This is a genomic window from Streptomyces sp. NPDC005574, assembly GCF_040605435.1.
In the GTDB taxonomy this organism is placed as follows: Bacteria; Actinomycetota; Actinomycetes; order Streptomycetales; family Streptomycetaceae; genus Streptomyces.
The window spans coordinates 104,506-119,749 of record NZ_JBEXCW010000020.1 but is presented as its reverse complement, the minus strand read 5'-3'; the positions used below and the strand labels follow the sequence as shown (position 1 = coordinate 119,749).

Annotated in this window: 16 protein-coding genes; 6 read left to right on the top strand and 10 right to left on the bottom strand. The window is 74.0% G+C overall.

Going from position 1 to position 15,244, the window contains the following annotated elements; translation table 11 throughout:
• Positions 1–325: 325 nt before the first annotated feature.
• Positions 326–1,468 carry a transcription termination factor Rho gene (gene rho, locus ABZT03_RS16410; protein ID WP_356039425.1) on the bottom strand — a complete coding sequence of 381 codons (1,143 nt, stop codon included), beginning with the start codon at positions 1,466–1,468 and terminating at the stop codon, positions 326–328.
• Positions 1,469–1,953: 485 nt separating this feature from the next.
• Between rho and ABZT03_RS16405 the strand changes: the two genes are divergently transcribed.
• Entirely contained in the window at positions 1,954–3,198 is a 1,245-nt protein-coding gene (locus ABZT03_RS16405; RefSeq protein ID WP_356039422.1) for a cytochrome P450, read from the top strand.
• 24 nt (positions 3,199–3,222) lie between these two features.
• Here ABZT03_RS16405 and ABZT03_RS16400 read toward each other — a convergent pair whose 3' ends face one another.
• The gene (locus ABZT03_RS16400; protein ID WP_356039419.1) at positions 3,223–3,627 is read right to left on the bottom strand and encodes a nuclear transport factor 2 family protein; all 405 of its coding nucleotides are present in this window, start codon (positions 3,625–3,627) and stop codon (positions 3,223–3,225) included.
• An 80-nt stretch (positions 3,628–3,707) separates the two neighbouring features.
• On the opposite strand from ABZT03_RS16400, the gene ABZT03_RS16395 reads away from it, so the two are divergent.
• Both ABZT03_RS16395 and ABZT03_RS16390 read left to right on the top strand, forming a co-directional pair.
• Positions 3,708–4,271 carry a PadR family transcriptional regulator gene (locus tag ABZT03_RS16395; RefSeq protein ID WP_356039416.1) on the top strand — a complete coding sequence of 188 codons (564 nt, stop codon included), beginning with the start codon at positions 3,708–3,710 and terminating at the stop codon, positions 4,269–4,271.
• Positions 4,272–4,276: 5 nt separating this feature from the next.
• Positions 4,277–5,002, top strand: coding sequence for a methyltransferase domain-containing protein (locus tag ABZT03_RS16390; protein ID WP_356039413.1), 726 nt, complete (start codon positions 4,277–4,279; stop codon positions 5,000–5,002).
• A 118-nt stretch (positions 5,003–5,120) separates the two neighbouring features.
• On the opposite strand, the gene ABZT03_RS16385 is transcribed toward ABZT03_RS16390, so the two are convergent.
• From ABZT03_RS16385 to ABZT03_RS16360, 6 genes are all read right to left on the bottom strand, one after another.
• Positions 5,121–5,861: a GntR family transcriptional regulator gene (locus tag ABZT03_RS16385; RefSeq protein ID WP_356039410.1), complete on the bottom strand. Its 741-nt coding sequence runs from the start codon at positions 5,859–5,861 to the stop codon at positions 5,121–5,123.
• Between the two features lie 129 nt (positions 5,862–5,990).
• Positions 5,991–7,157: a serine hydrolase domain-containing protein gene (locus ABZT03_RS16380; protein WP_356039407.1), complete on the bottom strand. Its 1,167-nt coding sequence runs from the start codon at positions 7,155–7,157 to the stop codon at positions 5,991–5,993.
• A gap of 231 nt (positions 7,158–7,388) precedes the next feature.
• The gene (locus tag ABZT03_RS16375) at positions 7,389–8,357 is read right to left on the bottom strand and encodes an acetylxylan esterase (protein ID WP_356039404.1); all 969 of its coding nucleotides are present in this window, start codon (positions 8,355–8,357) and stop codon (positions 7,389–7,391) included.
• 169 nt (positions 8,358–8,526) lie between these two features.
• Complete coding sequence (locus tag ABZT03_RS16370) at positions 8,527–9,108, bottom strand: hypothetical protein (RefSeq protein ID WP_356039401.1); 582 nt, start codon at positions 9,106–9,108, stop codon at positions 8,527–8,529.
• 324 nt (positions 9,109–9,432) lie between these two features.
• Positions 9,433–10,203 (bottom strand): ferredoxin reductase, encoded by a 771-nt coding sequence (locus ABZT03_RS16365; protein WP_356039398.1) that lies wholly within the window; start codon positions 10,201–10,203, stop codon positions 9,433–9,435.
• Entirely contained in the window at positions 10,196–10,801 is a 606-nt protein-coding gene (locus ABZT03_RS16360; RefSeq protein ID WP_356039395.1) for a sulfite oxidase-like oxidoreductase, read from the bottom strand. Before ABZT03_RS16360 ends, ABZT03_RS16365 begins: the two co-directional genes overlap by 8 nt.
• A 209-nt stretch (positions 10,802–11,010) precedes the next feature.
• Here ABZT03_RS16360 and ABZT03_RS16355 point away from each other — a divergent pair, with 209 nt between their 5' ends.
• Positions 11,011–11,937 carry an NADP-dependent oxidoreductase gene (locus tag ABZT03_RS16355; protein WP_356039391.1) on the top strand — a complete coding sequence of 309 codons (927 nt, stop codon included), beginning with the start codon at positions 11,011–11,013 and terminating at the stop codon, positions 11,935–11,937.
• Positions 11,934–12,665 carry a GNAT family N-acetyltransferase gene (locus ABZT03_RS16350; RefSeq protein WP_356039388.1) on the top strand — a complete coding sequence of 244 codons (732 nt, stop codon included), beginning with the start codon at positions 11,934–11,936 and terminating at the stop codon, positions 12,663–12,665. Before ABZT03_RS16355 ends, ABZT03_RS16350 begins: the two co-directional genes overlap by 4 nt.
• Positions 12,666–12,680: 15 nt before the next feature.
• Here ABZT03_RS16350 and ABZT03_RS16345 read toward each other — a convergent pair whose 3' ends face one another.
• Positions 12,681–13,085: a MarR family winged helix-turn-helix transcriptional regulator gene (locus ABZT03_RS16345; RefSeq protein ID WP_356039437.1), complete on the bottom strand. Its 405-nt coding sequence runs from the start codon at positions 13,083–13,085 to the stop codon at positions 12,681–12,683.
• 388 nt (positions 13,086–13,473) lie between these two features.
• Between ABZT03_RS16345 and ABZT03_RS16340 the strand changes: the two genes are divergently transcribed.
• The gene (locus tag ABZT03_RS16340; RefSeq protein ID WP_356039385.1) at positions 13,474–14,304 is read left to right on the top strand and encodes a putative protein N(5)-glutamine methyltransferase; all 831 of its coding nucleotides are present in this window, start codon (positions 13,474–13,476) and stop codon (positions 14,302–14,304) included.
• Between the two features lie 37 nt (positions 14,305–14,341).
• Here ABZT03_RS16340 and ABZT03_RS16335 read toward each other — a convergent pair whose 3' ends face one another.
• On the bottom strand, positions 14,342–15,145 hold the full coding sequence (locus ABZT03_RS16335; protein ID WP_356039382.1) for a hypothetical protein: 804 nt from the start codon (positions 15,143–15,145) through the stop codon (positions 14,342–14,344).
• Positions 15,146–15,244: the final 99 nt, after the last annotated feature.

The following is a 15,244-nucleotide window of genomic DNA, read 5'->3' as shown; positions in this document are numbered from 1 at the left end:
GCAACGTGCCGCGGCTGTAGGGGAGTCGGCCCCAGGAGCGCGTCGGTCCGTGTCGAGGTCGGCGCCCGCGCGGTCGAGCTTGTTGCCGACACAGCCGTCCGAGAAGGAAATCCGATAGTCATATCGCAAATGTAGGAACGCACCCGCCGTCGGGAGCGGTGCCCCGGCCGGGCGGGGCCCGCGAGCACCCGGATGCCGCACGGCTCCACGGCGTGCGCCCCGGAATCCGGACGCGCGGAGGGTGCGGGTGCCGGTCGGAGTCGGACGGTGCCGGTCGAGCCGGACGGAGCCGGTCGAGCCGGACGGAGCCGGACGGAGCCGGAGGTCAGCCGGCGGGCAGGGTCGGCTGGATGCGGCGCAGGAACGTCGCGTTGTCCGGTGTCTCGCGCATCCGGTCCAGGAGGGTCTCCAGGTTGGTCTGGCCGTCTCGCGTCTGCAGGACCCGGCGCAGTCCGCGTACGGCGGCCAACTCCGCCTGAATCAGCAGGAGTTCCTCGCGCCGGGTGCCGGACGGGTTGATGTCGACGGCCGGGAAGACGCGGCGGGAGGCGAGGTCGCGGCTGAGGCGGAGCTCCATGTTGCCGGTGCTCTTGAGCTCCTCGAAGTAGAAGTCGTCGGCGCGGGAGCCCGTTTCCACCAGGGCGGTGGCGAGGATGGTGAGGGAGCCGCCCTCCTCGGCCAGACGGGCGGCCCCGAAGAACCGCTTGGGCCCGTGCAGCGCGGCGGCGTCGACGCCGCCGGAGAGGGTGCGGCCGCTGGATGCGCCCGCGTTGTTGTGGGCCCGGCACAGCCGCGTGAGGGAGTCGAGCAGGATGACGACGTCCTCGCCCGCCTCGACGAGCCGCTTGGCCCGCTCGATGACGAGTTCGGCCAGCGCGATGTGCTGCCTGGGCGCCCGGTCGAAGGTGGAGGCGTACACCTCGCCCCGCACGGAGCGGCGCATCTCGGTGACTTCCTCGGGGCGCTCGTCGAGCAGCACCACCATCAGCCGGGCTTCGGGGTGGTTGCCGGCCACGGCGGCCGCGATCTGCTGGAGCAGGACGGTCTTGCCGGTCTTGGGCGGGGCGACGACAAGTCCGCGCTGGCCCTTGCCTACCGGCGCGATGAGGTCGGCGACCCGGCCGGTGAGGCCGGCCCCCGGGTGTTCGAGGCGGATCCGCTCGCGCGGGTGCAGCGGGGTGAGGTCGCCGAAGTGGCGGCGGCCGCGCAGCTCACCGGGGTCGCGGCCGTTGACGCGGGCGACCTCGGTGAGGGCCCGCTGGGTGCCGCGGACTCCGTCGACGAGGTCCCCCTTGCGCAGGCCGTGACGGCGGATGAGCGCGGGAGGCACCTGGAGGTCGGTGGGCAGCGGCGTCAGGTCGGTGGAGCGCAGATGTCCCTTCCCGTTCGCGTCGATGTCGAGGACGCCGGTCGCGGCCCGGGCGGGAAGCTCCTGCCGGGTGGGAGGGTGCTGGAGTGTGGTGGTCATGGTGGTCGGTCCTTTCGAGGACACCGGGCATGGGGCATGCGAGGGGGAGGGAAGGCCGCGAGGGGAGGGCGCACGGCGCACCTCGGCGGCGGGAACGGCACCGGCCTCGGCCACGGCGGAGCCGGGGCGTCGGACGAGGTGGTGCGGAGAGGCCGTGTACCGGCGGAAGAGGCCGGTGTATCGGCGGAACTGAGGAGGAACGAGCACCGGCGCCCGGAAAACTGGGGCGTGCACGAGTGCTGTCCGGACTGTACCACGCGGTTCGGGCCCACTGTGCCGGACCTGACCGCACGCATCGGTACCGACCGCCTCAACGCGGTGCGGTGCTGGTTTGTTCCGCCTCGCCGGAAAGCGGTCGGCGGACTGGTGAGGCGGTCCGCGCGCCGGCCGGGCGCCCGGCCGGCGCCCAGGGGGCTGCGCCCGCCGTCGCGAGCGGGCAGAATCGATCGCTCGTACGGCGTCAACCAGCCTGCAGGGAGCCCCCGTTGGACACCTCGCCCGTCACGCCGCACCGTCTGGACCCCTCGGGCGGCTGCCCGCACGCCGACAACGCCCGGCTGCTCGCCCGGGCCGCCCTGGCCCCGGTCGTCCTGCCCGGCGACGTCGAGGGGATGGCCGTGCTGGGCCACGACGCGCTCAGGGAGTTCCTCGCGCACCCCGAAGTCGCCAAGAACGCACGCCACTTCACGGCCCTGCGGGAGGGGCGCGTGACCGCCGGCTGGCCACTGCTCACCTTCGCCACCGTGCACGGCATGACCACCGCCGACGGCGAGGACCACCGGCGGCTGCGGTCGCTGGTGAGCCGGGCGTTCACGGCCCGCCGGGTCGAGGAACTACGGCCGCGCGTCGAGGAGTTGACCGCCTCCCTGCTGGAGGACCTGGAGCGGGCGGCCGAGGCGGACGGCGGCGTCGCCGACCTGCGCCGGCACTTCGCGCTGCCGCTGCCCATGGGCGTGATCTGCGAACTGCTGGGCGTGGACCCCGAGTACCGGGAGCGGCTGCGCCGGCTGTCGAGCCAGGTCGTCGCCACCGACATCGCGCCACAGGACGCCGTGGCGGCCAACCGGGACCTCGTCGCGGTCCTCGCCGGTATCGCGGCCGCCCGCGCCGAGCGGCCCGGCGAGGACCTCACCAGCGCGCTCATCGCCGCCCGCGACGAGGCCGGGGACCGGCTCAGCCAGGAGGAGCTGATCGGCACACTGGTCCTGATGATCATCGCCGGGCACGAGACCACGCTCAACCTGATCACCAACGCCGTACGGGCCCTGTGCGGGCACCGCGACCAGCTCGACCTGGTGCTGGGCGCCGGGGCGAGCTGGGCGGACGTCGTGGAGGAGACGCTGCGCTGGGACGCGCCGGTCAGCTACTTCCCGTTCCGCTACCCGGTGCGGGACCTGACGCTCGCGGGGACCGTGATCCCCCGGGGCACGCCCGTCCTCGCCGGGTACTCCGCCGCCGGGCGGGACCCCGCCGCACACGGGCCGGACGCCGACCGGTTCGACGTCACCCGGCCGGCGCGGGAGGGAGCCGTGCGCCATCTCTCCCTCGGGCACGGCGTGCACTACTGCCTGGGCGCCCCGCTGGCCCGAATGGAGGCCGGCGTCGCCCTGGAGCGGCTGTTCACCCGCTTCCCCCGCCTCGACCTCGCGGTCCCGGAGGGGGAGCTCGTCCGGGAGTCCAGTTTCGTGGGCAACAGCGTGCGGACACTTCCGGTGTGCCTCGGAGACTGAGTCCCCTGCCCGCCGGGGAGTCGCTCAGCCCAGCCGGGAGTCCCGCTGTGCCTCCTCGGCGATCTGCTCGAACCGCGCGCCCATGGCCGCCGCCAGCGCCTGCGCGCCCGACAGCGGACGGACCATGACCATCAGCTCGTGGATCAGGCCGTCCTCGCCGAGGTGGATGAAGTCGCAGCCGGTCAGCTCGCGGCCGTCGACCCGGGCGGTGAAGACCAGCGCGCTGTCGCGGCCGTCGGCGCCGTCGAGCTCGCGGACGTAGCGGAAGTCCTCGAAGACCTCCGCGACGGTCCGCAGGATCGCCGCCGTGACGGCCTTTCCGGTGTACGGCTTGAACACGACCGGACTGGTGAAGACGACGTCGGGCGCCAGCAGCGCCTCGGCGGCGTCGAGGTCCTGTGCCTCGACCGCCTCGCGGAATGCACGCATCGACCGGCTCCCGAATCTCTGGTAGTCAAAAAGTTGAGTAGGTGCGGATGAGAATAGTCACCCGCTGCTAGCGTGTCCACATGTCGTTGAAGTACGCCGTCCTCGCCGCCCTCCTGGAGGGGGAGGCGTCGGGCTACGAGCTGTCCAAGGTGTTCGACGTGTCGCTCGCCAACTTCTGGCCGGCCACACCGCAGCAGCTCTACCGCGAGCTGGAACGCCTCGCGCAGGACGGCCTGATCGAGGCACGGGTGGTCCAGCAGGAACGCCGCCCCAACAAGCGGATGTTCACGCTCACCGAGGCCGGCCGCGGCGACCTCGCCGCGTTCGCCGCCGAGCCGACCCGCCGGCCCACCGCGATCCGCGACGAACTCCTCATCAAGATCCAGGCCATGGACGGCGCGGACCCGGTGGCCACCCGCGCCCTCGTCGAGGAACGCCTGGCCTGGGCAAGCGGCAAGCTCGCGCGCTACGAACGGCTCCGCGAACGGCTCCTCGGCGGGCGCACCGAGCAGGAGTACCTGCGGGCCGCCGAGCGGGTCGGCCCCTACCTGACGCTCATGGCGGGCATCTCCTTCGAGGAGCAGAACCTGCGCTGGTGCGAGCGCGTTCTCACGGTCCTCGGGCGCCGCGTTCCTCTAGGCTGACGCGGATGTTCAGCCCCGAAGGCCCCGGCCTGCGTGAACTCGCCGCCCAGGCCCTGTCGTCCGTAGAGCGCGGATACGACCTGCTCGCCCCGAAGTTCGACCACACCCCCTTCCGCACCCCCGACGCGGTGCTCGACGCCGTGGCCTCGGCCCTGGAGCGGACCGGCCCCTACGACGACGGACTCGATCTGTGCTGCGGCACCGGCGCCGGAATCGGCGTGCTGGCGCGGCTGTGCCGCCGCGGTGTCACCGGGGTCGACTTCAGCGCCGGCATGCTCGCGGTCGCCCGCGAACGCAACCGTGTCACCGCGCCGCCGGTCTCCTGGGTGCGCGCGGACGCCCGCGCCCTCCCGTTCGGGCCCCGCTTCGACCTCGTCGTCAGCTTCGGGGCGTTCGGCCACTTCCTGCCGCACGAGCTGCCGGTGCTCTTCACGCAGGCCCGTTCCGTCCTGCGGCCGGGCGGCCGGCTCGCCTTCCCCGTCGTCGCCCCGCCCCGGCCGGGAACCCGCGCCTACTGGATGCTGCTGGCCTTCGACGCGGTGATGCGGCTGCGCAACGCCGTGTGGCGGCCGCCGTTCGTCATGTACTACCGCGCCTTCCGGTTCGGGGACCTGCGCCGGGAACTGGAGCGCGCCGGCTTCCTGGTCGAGTTCCACGCCCTGCCCGACTTCGGGCGACGGCGCGACGGCAGCCCCAGGGTGCGGCTGGTCGTGGCCCGGCGGCCGGAGTAGACCGCCCCGCGCCGCCGGAGTGGTCCGCCCCGCGCCGCTGGCCGGTCCGGTGCGGGGGGCCCTGCAGGGAGCCCGGCGCGGCGCCGGGCTCGGGACGCGGGTGGACGCCGACGTCAGCTCAGCCCGCCGAGGGCAGCGTGAACTCGTAGACCAGCGCGCCCTGTTGGGTGTCCACGACCAGGTCGGTGATCTCCAGTGGGCGCGCGTACTGGTCGTGGACCTGCCGGGTGACCCGCACCGAGGGCGCGTCGGCCAGCGGAGTGATGGAGTCGCGGTGGTGCAGGGTGAGGCCCGCCCGGCGCATCCAGTCGTAGGTCCGCCGCAGTTGGGCCGAGGCGGACCCGTCGGCGCGGTCACGGTACCGGGCCAGTTCCTCCACCTCGGCGAGGGCCACCGCGGAGAAGGATGTCACGGCGCTGCGCCGGCCCCGCCCGTCCGCGCCCGCGGACTCGTAGCGGTGCATCAGGGTCGGTCGGTGCGGCGCCAGTCCCAGCGCCTCCGCGTGCTCGGGCGGGGGCGCCTCCCAGGTGACCGTGGCCCGGTCGGCGGCGCCCGGTTCCGCGTCCCGGGCGCCCACCGGGAAGGTCAGCGAGGAGTTGTTCTCCAACGGCGGGCCCGACAGGGTGGCGTAACTGCCCCGCCGGTCGGTGGCGACCAGGCCGTCACGGCGCAGCACCTCCAGCGCCTGCCGGACGGTCTCCCGGCTCACCCCGTAGTGCTCGGCCAACTGCCTTTCGCCCGGCAGCCGTTCACCGGGCGGGACGGTCCGGTCGCGCAGCTCGCCGAGCACCTCCATGGCGATCCGCCAGTACAGCGGCTGTTCTTCGGTGGACGGGTGGTCGTGGGTGGTGCGGTCCATGCCGCGCCTCCTGTTGGTGACGTGCCGTAGCCGTGCGGGCTCATTGCGCCACCAGATCTAGCATTGGTCTAAACCAGCAGGGAAGGGCGGCCGGGCGGTTCGGCCGAAACCGGCCGCCCCGATCAGCCCTCAGAGCGCGCTGTACAGGGCCTCGATCAGCGCCGTCTTCCGTGGGTCGTCCGCGATGTGCGGCCCCATGCGGTTCATCACGTACCCCAGGGACACCCCCGCCTCCGGGTCGGACAGTCCGCAGGAACCGCCGAAGCCGTCATGTCCGAAAGCGCGCGGGTTGGGGCCGTACGAACCGCTCGGCCCACTGAGCCACAGGCCGAGCCCGATCTCCGTGTCGTGCGCGAGGCCGGCGCCCAGGACCAGGTCACGGCACGCGCCCTGCCCCTCACGCGCCCGCTCGGCCGCCTCCGGGGAAAGGACGCGGTGGCCGTCGAGGGTCCCCCCACCCGCGAAGATCCCGTAGAGCGCCGCGACGGACCGCGCGGTGCCGTGCCCGTTCGCGGCGGGGATCTCGGCGGCCCGCCACGCGGGGGAGTTGGCCTCGGCCGCACCCGCCAGGGGGTTGGTCAGCGCGGCGAGCGCCGGCGGCGTCAACTGGCTGAAGATCGCGGCCTGTTCGCTGCTCGACGCGGTCGGCGGATGCACCAGCTCGGCGGCCCGTCCGGCCTCCTTCTCCGGCAGCCCGATGGTGAAGTCGATCCCGAGCGGTCCGGTGACCTCCCGCTGCAGGAAGGCGACGGGCCTCAGCCCCGACACGCGCCGCACGACCTCGCCGACCAGGAAGCCGTACGTCAGCGCGTGATACCCCGACCGGGTCCCCGGCTCCCACCACGGCTGTGTCGCCGCGAGGCGGGACGTGGTCAGCTCCCAGTCATACAGGTCTTCCAGCGAGTGCGGTTCCCGCAGGCCGGACAGCCCTGACCGGTGGGACAGCAGATGCCGTACGAGCACCTTCTCCTTGCCGGCCGCGGCGAACTCCGGCCAGTACGCGGCCACCGGCGCGTCGAAGTCCAGCAGCCCCCGGTCGGCGAGGACGTGCGCGCACAGCGCGACCGGTCCCTTCGACGTCGACCACACGTTGACCAGCGTGTCCCGCTCCCAGGGGCGCGAGCGGGCCGCGTCGGCCCAGCCGCCCCACAGGTCCACCACCGTCTCGCCGCCGACCGTGACGGTGACCGCGGCGCCCAGTTCGCCGCGCGCGCGGAAGTTCTCCCCGAACGCGGTGCGCACCGACTCGAACCGCGGGTCGCAGTGACCGTGAACGTCTGCCTCGTGCTCGGACATGGGCCCTCCGTCGTCCGCCGGAAGACCGGGCGGCGACGCTGCCGCCCGGACCCCCTGAACATACCGACTGGTCGGACTGGACGGAAGAAGCCCGTCGGCACGAAACGGTGCGGAAGGGTGGGTCGGGACGGCACCCGACAGGACTGGACGGGGTGGCGCGGCGCGGGTGCTGCGGCGAGCCCTTCGCCGCAGCACCCGCACCGTAGTTCCTGACCGGGTCCGCGACGCTCCTCAGGCGTGCGCGCGCAGCCAGCGCACCTTGGCGGCCTCCTGGTAGGGGCCGCCGCCCTCGTGGTCGTTGAAGTCGTACACCTCGATCGCCTTGTCCTCGTGCGCCCAGGCGTTGAAGGCCGCGAAGACGGTGGACGGCGGGCAGGTCTGGTCCTCCAGGGCCGTGGAGAACAGTGCCGGAGCCCGGCCGCGGGCCGCGAAGTGCACGCCGTCGAAGTAGGAGAGGGTGCGCAGGGCGTCCTCGGCGCGGCCCCGGTGCGTCTTGAGGAAGAGGCCGATCTCCCGGTACGGATGGCGGTCGGTGAGCGTCGCCGCGCGCGGGTAGTCGCACAGGAACGGCACGTCCGGCGCGACCGCCACCAGGTCAGGGACCAAGCCGCCCACCGCCAGCGTGATGCCGCCGCCCTGGCTGGCGCCGACGGCCACCGTGCGCCCCGGATCGGCCAGCGGATGCGAACGGGCCGCCTCCACCGCCCGCACACCGTCGGTGAACACCCGGCGGTAGTAGTAGTTCTCGGGAGCGTCGATGCCCCGGGTCATGAAGCCGGGGTAGGCGGGCGCGCCGCCCACCGGGTCCCCGGTCCCGCCACCGCCGCCCCAGGCGCTGCCCTGGCCACGGGTGTCCATGACGAAGTGCGCACGGCCCGTCGACGCCCACAGCAGATGCTCGTGTGGCAGCCCGCGGCCACCGCCGTAGCCGACGAACTCGACGACCACCGGGAGCGGTGAGGACACCTCGGCGGGCAGCGTGAACCAGCCCTTCACCGGGTGACCGCCGAACCCGGCGAACGTCACGTCGTACACCTTCACCGTGCTCAGACCGGTGTCGACGAGCTCGAAACGGGGGTCCAGGTCGTGTTCGCGGGCCTCCTCCAGGGTCTTGGCCCAGAACGTGTCGAAGTCCGCGGGCTCGGCGGAGTCGCTGCGGTACTCGCGGAGCTCGTCGATCGGAAGGTCGAACAGGGCCATGTAGGACCGCCTTTGAGAAGAGTGAGTGCGGATGATCACACCGTACGTGCGAGGCCGGACCACCCGCCAGGGGCGATCGGGGCCGGGCGTCGCGCCTGTTCGGATCGGGCCGGTGGCGTGTCCGCTCGGGGCCGGCGGACACGCCGGGGCGGAGCGCGGGCGCTCGCGGTCAGGCGCGGCGGCGGGTCCACTGGGGCTCGGTCAGGGCCCAGTCACGCTCCCATTCGGCGAGCCGGCGCCGGATGGCCGTACGACGGACCAGGGACTGCCCGAGCAGGACGACGGCGACCGCGCCGCCGGTGGCGCACGCGCCCATCGTGAGGGTGTGCTGCCAGACCGCGCTCTCACCGGGCGGCGGGCTCACGCTGCGGCCACGGGAGTCGAACCACACGTCGACCACGTCGCCGTGGCGGCTGCCCGCCGGGACGAGAGCCGTCGCCGTCCGCACGCCCGGACCGGCCTCGGTCCAGCGCACCTTCACCCGGTACGACTGCTCGCGGCCGCCCACCGAGGGGAGGGTCTCGGGGGTCTTGCCGGCCACTTCCGCCCGCACCCGGTGACGTTCGGCCCGCTGGGCCGCCACGACCGCGCGCGCCTCGTCGTGCGCCCACCATCCCGCGGCCGCTCCGGCCAGGGGTGCGGCCACCAACAGGAGCAGGGCGACGACCAGCATCGTCCACGCCTCCACGGCGTCCGACCGGCGCCGCAACGGATTGCGCCGCCAGCGCCAACCGCGTATCCGGGTTCGCATGTCGACCTCCGCACCACGCACAGTCGCGAGTGCTGATACGGATCCAGTATCCGTCCGCCGCCGAACTTCACCAACCGCTCCCGTGGGGGAGTGCCGGACGACCGGTCACGGCCGCGGCACACCAATGCCCTGTCGGACACCCGCGAAACGCCGGGGGAGGTGGCATGGCCGGATATGTGTGTGGGGGGACGGGGGAGCGGGAGGGGCGGGTCGGGCGGGATCCAGCGGACCGGGGGTGGCGCGGTACGGTCGCGGCCCGCGGCCCGCGGCCCACTGCCCGCCGCCCGCCGCGCGGCGTCAGCCGTCAGCCGAAGCGTGCCACCGTCAGCCGAAGCGTTCGATGCGAATGCGGTCCACTGGCTGTCCTGCCTGCGTCAGCAGCCGTGAGGCATGTTCAGCGAAGGCGTTGGAGCCGCACACATAGGCTTCCCACCCACCGGCAGGCTGTTCGGCCAGGAGTGCCGCCACATGTGCGGCGGCCACACGTCCCACGGGCACACCCTCGGGCGCGCTCCGGGTGAACACCGGGGTCGTCTCCTCGCCCAACTCCCTTGCGTAGATGAGGTCCTGGGGACCACGCGCCGACACCAGCATGCGCAGCGGCACCCGCAGGCCGCGCGCCCGGTGGTGGCGGACCATCGACATCAGCGGTACGACGCCGGAGCCCGCGCCGACCAGCAGCGCGGGCCGGTCGCCGGGCCAGGCGAAGAAGCCGCTCAGCGGGCCGCGCACCTCGACCTCGTCACCGGGCTTGGCCACGTCGTGGAACCAGCCGGAGACCTCGCCGCCCTCGACACGGTCCAGGGTCAGCTCGATGTGGCCCGGCTCGTCCGGCGCGGACGCGATCGAGTAGTGGCGCTGGGCCACATAGCCGTCGTCCGCGGTGAGCCGCAGCATCAGGTGCTGGCCGGGCAGGTGTCCCGCCCAGTCGGGCACCGCGAACCGGAACGTGGACACGGTCGGCGTCTCACGGCGGACCTCGGTGAGTGTGGCGGTCTGCCACAGTGCGGCGGCCCGTTCGTTCACGGCGATGCGTCCGGGCACGGCGAACCGCGTCGCGGGGGTGAAGACGGGGGAGGGGGAGGCCTCAGTCACCGGAGTACCGCTGTTCCTGCCAGGGGTTGCCCCGCGCGTGGTAGCCGTTCTGCTCCCAGAAGCCCGGCTCGTCGTGGTCCAGCAGGCGCAGTCCCGCGATCCACTTGGCGCTCTTCCAGAAGTACAGGTGCGGCACCAGCAGCCGCGCCGGCCCGCCGTGCTCGGGTGCCAGCGGCTTCCCGTCGTACTCCCAGGCGATCCAGGCGCGTCCGCCGGTGACGTCGGCCAGCGGCAGGTTCGCGGTGTAGCCGGTGTGCGAGTAGGCGACGACATGGGTGGCGGACCCATGGGGCCGCACCACATCGAGGAACGCGTCCAGTGACACGCCCCCGAACCGCACCCCGAACTTCGACCAGCTCGTCACGCAGTGGATGTCACCCTCGTACGCCGAGGCCGGCAGCTCGTGCGCCTGCGCCCAGTCCCAGGTCCGGGGCGCCCGCACCAGACCGTCGACCCGGAAGCTCCAGTCGGCGGGCGTCAGGTCAGGGGTGACCTCCGCCGACAGGACGGGCCAGTCCTCGCCCGCGTCGTACTGGCCGGGTGGCAGGCCGGGGTTGTGGACGCGCGGGCGTCCGGTGAAACCTCGGGTGACGTGCATGCGGGCGGTGCCTCCAGATCGCGTACCCGCTCAACGGTACGTGCCGCGCGGCGGGCCCCGGCCCTCGGGGCGGCGGCCGATCATTGCGGCGGCATGAACTCTCCCGCGTTGCGGGAATAGCGGCCGCGCCGTCCGCCTTGCCGACAGGTGCCGCATCCGGTGGCACCTGCGACGGGTGCCCCGGCGACCGCGAAGGAGAGTGGACACACATGCCCAAGGCGTACGTCTTCACGCGCTACGGGGGCCCGGAGACCGAGGCGCTCGTCGACGTGGACCGGCCCGTCCCCGGACCGGGTCAGGTGCTGGTCGCGGTCCGGGCCGCCGGAGTCAACCCCGTCGACTGGAAGCAGCGCACCGGCTACCGCCGCCCGGGCGAGAGCGGCTCGCGCGACTTCCCCGCCGTCTTCGGCAACGAGGTCTCCGGCGTGGTGGAGGAACTCGGCGCCGACGTCCACGGCCTCGCCGTGGGCGACGAGGTGTTCGGCCGGCCGGTCGAGGGCGGCTACTCCGAGTACGCCCTGCTCTCGGTCGACCTGATCGCCCGCAAGCCGGCGGCCGTGTCCTTCGCCGACGCGGCCACACTGCCCGTCGCCGCGGCGACCGCGCGCGACGGCGTCGTCCAGCTCGGCCTGCCCCCCGGCGCGACCCTGCTGGTCACCGGCGCGGGCGGCGGAGTCGGTGCGGCGGCCGTGCAGGTCGCCCGCGCCTGGGGCCTGCGGGTCGTGGGACTCGCGAGCGCGGCCAAGAAGGACTTCGTGGAGTCGCTCGGCGCCGTGCACGTGCCCTCCGGCCCGGGCTGGACGGAGCGCGTGCGGGCGGTCGCCCCGCAGGGGGTCGACGGCGTGTACGACCTCGTGGGCGCCGATGTCCTCACCGAGGCGGCCACGCTGCCCGCCGACCCGGCCAACCTGATCACCGCGGGTGCCCCGCCCGAGGTCGTGGAGAGACTGGGCGGCGCGCGCGTGACCCGGTTCCGCACCTCCGACCGTCTGGAGGCGGTGGCGGACCTCGTCGCGAAGGGCGAACTGGACCCGCACGTCACACGGACCTTCCCGCTCGACCGCGCCGGAGAGGCGCTGCGCGCCGTGGAGGCGGGCCACTCCCTCGGCAAGACCGTGATCGAGGTCTCCCGATGACCTCGACGAACGCCGCCGCGCACGTCCTCGACAACCCCGCCCTCGCCTCCCTGACCGGCCCGCACGCCCACTTCGCCGAGCGGCGCGGCCGTGTCCTGCGCTACCCCCTCGACGTCTCGCCCTGGCTGGCGCTGCCGGACGATCCCGGGCCCGACGACTGGGCCGACCTCGCGGCCCTCACGGGCCCCGGCGGCGAGGTGCCGCTGGCCGGGTTCCGGGGACAGGTCCCGGACGGCTGGGAGATCACCTTCCGGCTCGAAGGCGTGCAGCTGGTGGACGACGGACTGACCGCCGCGCCGGACGCCGAGGCGGTCGTGCTGGGCCCCGCCGACGTGCCCGAGATGCTGGACCTCGTCGCCCTGACCCGGCCGGGCCCCTTCCTGCCCCGCACCGTCGAGCTCGGCACCTACCTGGGCATACGGCGCGCGGGCCGGCTCGTCGCCATGGCGGGGGAGCGGCTGCACCCGCCGGGCTGGACCGAGATCAGCGCCGTCTGCACCGACCCCGCCTTCCGCGGCGAGGGCCTGGCGAGCAGGCTGGTGCTGGCCGTGGCCCACGGCATCCGCGAGCGCGGCGAGACCCCGTTCCTGCACACCGGGGCCGGCAACACCAACGCCGTCCGGCTGTACGAGTCACTCGGTTTCCGTCTGCGCCGCAACACCGTCTTCCTCGCGGCGCGGGTACCGGAGAACCTGCCGGACCCGCGGGAGGCGGTGCCGGTGGCGTAGGCGGGGCGGGCGCGTTCAGCCGGTGCCGGTGCCGGACGCGGGCCAGGTGTTGTACCGCTCCAGATAGCCGGCGAACCGCCGCAGATCCTCCTCGGGCCAGTCCGCGAGCCGCTCCCTGAAGGCCGCCCGGCGGCTCTCGGTGACCTGGGCGAGGATGTGGCGACCGGCGCCGGTCAGGTGCAGCACCTGGACACGGTGGTCGTCGGGGTCCAGCCGCCGTTCGACGAGCCCGGCGCGCTCCAGGGCCGTCACCTGGCGGCTGACCGTCGACTTGTCCAGGGCGTAGTGCGCGGCCAGGTCGGTGGCCCGCCGGCCGCCGCCGCTCTCCTCCAGGTGCCCGAGCAGGGTGTACGACACCAGCGACAGCTCGGGATGCATGCGCCCCGCCGAGGCGCGGGCGCGGCGGGCGAACGCCGTCATCTCGCGCTGGATGGTCTCCACGGCCGCGTCCGCGGCGGGCCGGCCCGCACCGCCGCCCGCGTCGTGGGACGGGGACGTCTGAGGCGCTTCGCCCGCGTCCTGGGACCGGGACGTGTGAGCCGCTTCGGCGGCTTCGGATGCTCGCACGGGACCCTCCTCACATCTGGTTGCAGAATACAACCGCGGCGGAGCGGGGAACGGGGGCCACCGTCCGGTGATCACCGTGTAGGGTTGCCGTCCGGCTGCGGAGAAACCCAGCCCCGGACCGAGGAGGTGAGACCCATTACCGCTGTGTCAGCTCGGGTGCTCGTCCCTCGGATCGGCGCGGAACACCGGCAGTAGGTGACCGCGAGAGCGCCCTTCGGCTCCCGAAAGGCTCTCGGCTCCCATGCCTCCACGCTCCCCCCTGTCCCCCTCCTCGCCACCGTCGCCCTCGTCCCGTGACGTCGTCGTGGCCGCGCTGCGCGCGGCCGGCTGCGTGTTCGCGGAGGACGAGGCCCGGCTGCTTCTGGGGGCCGCCCGCACCCCGGACGAACTGGCCGCCCTCGTCGACCGCCGTGTCACCGGCGAACCACTCGAACTCGTCCTCGGGTGGGCCGAGTTCGCCGGCCGGCGGATCACCGTGTCGCCCGGCGTGTTCGTACCCCGCCGCCGCACCGAGTTCCTCGTCGAACAGGCCCTGGCCCAGGCCCCGGACGCGTCCGTCGTCGTGGACCTGTGCTGCGGTTCGGGGGCCGTCGGTGTCGCCCTGGCCGCCGCCCTCGGCGGGATCGAACTGCACGCCGCCGACGTCGACCCGGCCGCCGTGCGCTGCGCCCGGCGCAACATCGCGGGCGCCGGCGGTCACGTCCACCGCGGTGACCTCTTCGAGGCGCTCCCCGGCCACCTGCGCGGCCGCGTCGACATCCTCGCCGCCAACGTGCCGTACGTCCCCACCGCCGAGGTCGGCCTCCTGCCCGCCGAGGCACGCGAACACGAACCCCTGGTCGCGCTCGACGGCGGCACGGACGGCCTGGACGTGCTGCGCCGGGTGGCCGCGGGCGCGACCGACTGGCTCGCACCGGGGGGCTGCCTGCTGGTGGAGACGAGTGAACACCAGGCGGAGGCGGCCCTGGAGGCGTTCACGGCCGGCGGCCTGACGGCCCGCCCGGCAGTCTCCGAGGAGCTCTACGCGGTCGTCGTCATCGGCACGCGGGGCACGCGGAGGGGCCGCGTCTGAGAGGCACCGGAGAGTGACGGTCGGACCGCCCGCGCCGTCAGGTTGTCGCGCCGCTCTCCGGTGACGTGGACGGCTCGGAGGGGTTCACCGGGGGCGACGGGCTGGACGAGGGGGCGGGGGCGTGGCGGTCACGGGGGCCGTGGCCCGGGCCGGGGTGTTCGTCCCGGGGCGCGCTCCCGCCGTCGTACCTGCCGTGGTAGCCGTCCCGCCAGGTGCCCGACAGGACCCGCGCGGCGGTCCTGGTGCCGTTCTGGGCGCGGGAGCCGGCCAGGTAGTACGTCTCGCCCTTCTTGACGGCGCCGGAGCCCGAGTCGGGCGCGCCGTCACGGAACACCGAGGTGTCCGAGTCGATCGTCCAGGTCCACGAGGCCCCGTCCTCGCTCCGGACGGTGACCTGGTCGCCGTTCACCTTCTCGGCGGTGCCCCACTGCCAGACCCGCACGACCCACTTGCCGGTGTCGCGGTCCTTGACGGTCACCTCGCCGTGCACGGGATCGCCGCCGAGGCCGAACCACATGCCGCGACCCGGCCGTTCACCCGGCGCGCCGGGCGATCCCGACGGCGAGGCGGACGCGGCGGCCACCGGGGCCGCCCCGCCACCGTCGCTGCCCGAACTCGCCGCGTAGGCCACTCCACCCACGGCCAGCACGGCGACCGTGGCCGCCGCGGCCACCGTCCGCGCCCGGACGGACCGCCGCCGCCAGGCGTCCCGCAGGCGTGCGCCGGGCGGGCCGGAGGGTTCCGCGCCGCCGTGGCTGATCAGTTCCCAGCCGCCGTCCCCCTCGTCGGGGTTGGGCCGGCCGGGGTCCGCGGGGTTCTCCTGGTGCGGATCGTGTGTCACGGCTCGCTCCCATCGGCCGGGCATCCGGCATCGCGATGACACGCCTTCCTGTGATTGTCGGATGCGGCCGGTAAGGAGCAGGTAATCAAACGCTGTGAA